We start from the raw sequence: 2,658 nt of genomic DNA, 5'->3' as shown, positions 1-2,658 counted from the left end.
GATGGACAGCTACGACCCGGTCGCCAACATCACCGCCGCCTGCAACTACGCAGCCGACAAGTACGGCTCGATCGACAACGTGAACGGCGCGTACTAGACCGCCGCATCCCACCTCGTCCGAGTCTCCCGGCGGACGGAGCAAGGCGAGGCGAGGCCACCGTTGCAGGGGCCGGGCGATGACCTGAACCTGCGGGCGAGGGTGGCCCGGCTCCGCGACCGTTCCCATCCACGCGTGGACTGTGCCCTCGGGTTTGGCACCAACGAGGAGCCCAGCTGAACGTCCGGCGCCAAGCACGTGATCAAGTGCTTGGCGCCAAGGGCCCTTCCCACAGGGGCTGTTGCTCTGCGCCCCCGTCCCATCCCCCGGGAGAATCAGGGAATGGTGTCGGACGAAATGAGCGTGCCGGCCTTTCGCCTTGTAGGACGCCAGGGAACCGTTGGGCTGTACGACGAAGGCGGCCAGCAGGTGCTGAGCGTTGCCCCCAGCTTGCTGCCCTGGCCCTGGGGCACTTGCTGATCAATGGCTGCGGAACATCCGCTTCAGCGAGGACCGGTCAGGGAGCACGACCAAGTGGTACGCGGGCGGTGCCGCTCACACGTCTGGCTTCCCGTCGCGCAGCACCCTGTCCTCTCCTCGCTCGGAGCGCTCAGTAACCAAGTACCTCGAGAAGATCGACGACCTTGACGACGTCGACGAGGACGAGCTGGCCGCAGCCTTGACCATGAGACCCGAAAGCCACTTCGCCATGTAGATCCCCCAGGAGCGGGGACGGCTTAGGCTACTGCCGTCGGTCAGCAGCAACTCGCTTGTTGACCAGGGGGTCAGGGGATCCGGGATCAGGTCATCCCGGGATCAGGGGGTGGCGAGTGGCGATGTGCGACGCGCATGAGGTGTTCGAGCCGCTGCAGGCGGACGACCCGTCCGTGGTGGCCGGTTACCGGCTGGCAGCGCGGCTCGGCGCAGGTGGCATGGGGCGGGTCTATCTGTCACACACGCAGGGCGGCCGGCCGGTGGCGATCAAGGTCGTCCGGCCCGAACTGGCCGACGACCCCGCCTTCCGGCGGCGTTTCCGCCGGGAGATGGAGGCCGCCCGGCGGGTCAGGGGCGCGTACACCGCGGAGCTGATCGACGGCGACGGTGACGGAGCACCGCCCTGGCTGGCCACACTGTACGTACCCGGACCCTCGCTGGCGGAAGCTGTCGGCCGGGGCGGGGCGCTGCCGGTGCCCGCGGTGCTGTGGCTGATGGCCGGAGTCGCCGAGGCGCTCCAGGCCATCCACGGCGCGGGGATCGTGCACCGCGACCTGAAGCCGTCGAACGTCCTGCTCGCGTCCGACGGACCGCGCGTGATCGACTTCGGCATCTCGCTGGCCGCGGGCGTCAGTTCGTACACCGCAACGGGATCCACCGTCGGCACGCCCCAGTTCATGGCTCCCGAGCAGGCGTCCGGGAGCGACGTCACGGCGGCGACCGACGTGTTCGCGCTCGGTCAGACCGCGGCGTTCGCGGCGCTCGGTGAGCCGCTCTACGGGGACGGTCCCGCGGTCAGCGTGCTGTACCGGATCGTGCACTCCGAGCCCGATCTGTCGCTGCTGCCCACGCGGCTCCGTCCGCTCATCGCCCGCTGCCTGGCCGCCGATCCGGCTGAACGGGCCACCCTCGCGGAGGTCGTGGAGTGGTGCCGGCAGCAGCTGGGCGAGGACGCCGACGCGGGCGCGGGGCCGACCGTCTGGCGAGAGGTCATGGGGCCCGAGGTGACGGTGCCGCCACCAGTACCCGATCCCACACCGGTACACACGCTGCCGCTGGCCGCCGCGGAGCCGTGGCAGGCGCACGGCCCATGGGCGGCACCGACGGACTCGGGCAAGGCGCCGTCACGAAGACGCGGGGCCGGACTGGCGGTGGGCGCCGCCGTGACGGCAGCCGTGCTGGTCCTCTCGGTTCTGGCGTGGACGGTCATGGACGCGACGGGCGTGTTCCGCGACCGGGGCGATACGGGCTCGGATCGTACGGGCACGTCGGCGGGGGCCGATCAGGGGACCTCGGCGGAGGCACCGGCGACGTCATCGGCATCGCCTCAGGCAGCGGGGAAGACGTCGGGGGCAGATGGCAACGGAGCTGACGAGGAATCGGACAAGGCGGGGGACACGTCGGGCGACACCCCCACCACGGCCGGGCGGGTGCGGGGCGAGCCCCACTCGGGGCAGTGGCTGGACGCGAAGAACTCCCTGAGCTTCAAGGATCCGTACCAGCGCAAGGATCGTAAGGGCGACATCCGTTTCACCTGCGCGAAGGACGCCAGTTGCGCGCTGGAGAGTGACACCAGCGTGTTCACCATGATTTTCGGCGAACCGGGCGCGGACCTCGACGAGTGCCGCAGCCTCACCAAGACTGAAACAAACCACCGCCTCGGCCTCGCCGCGGCGGCGTCCGGCACCGAGATCTGCGTCCGGCACCGCAACGGGGACATCGCGCTGCTCGTGATCCAGACGAAGTCGACCGCTATGCCGGACATCGCCTTTGTGTCCACGGACATGACGGTGTGGCGGCGGGCGGGCTAGGTGTATTGAGCATGAGCGTTGTTGACACGCGCGGGCCTTGAAGAAGGCGAAGGCCTCCGTGTGTGGTGGAGGTGTCGAATCTGCACCGCACGGAGG

Annotated in this window: 1 protein-coding gene and 1 pseudogene; both read left to right on the top strand. The window is 69.6% G+C overall.

Annotation, left to right across the window (positions count from 1 at the left end; translation table 11 throughout):
* A pseudogene (locus ACWFR4_RS48355) lies at window positions 1-97 on the top strand (peptidoglycan-binding protein); the annotation flags it as partial.
* A gap of 776 nt (window positions 98-873) precedes the next feature.
* The gene (locus ACWFR4_RS48350) at window positions 874-2,562 is read left to right on the top strand and encodes a serine/threonine-protein kinase (RefSeq protein WP_453658313.1); all 1,689 of its coding nucleotides are present in this window, start codon (window positions 874-876) and stop codon (window positions 2,560-2,562) included.
* Window positions 2,563-2,658: the final 96 nt, after the last annotated feature.

Source organism: Streptomyces sp. NPDC055140, assembly GCF_053607285.1.
This window is presented reverse-complemented; position numbering and strand designations above follow the sequence as displayed.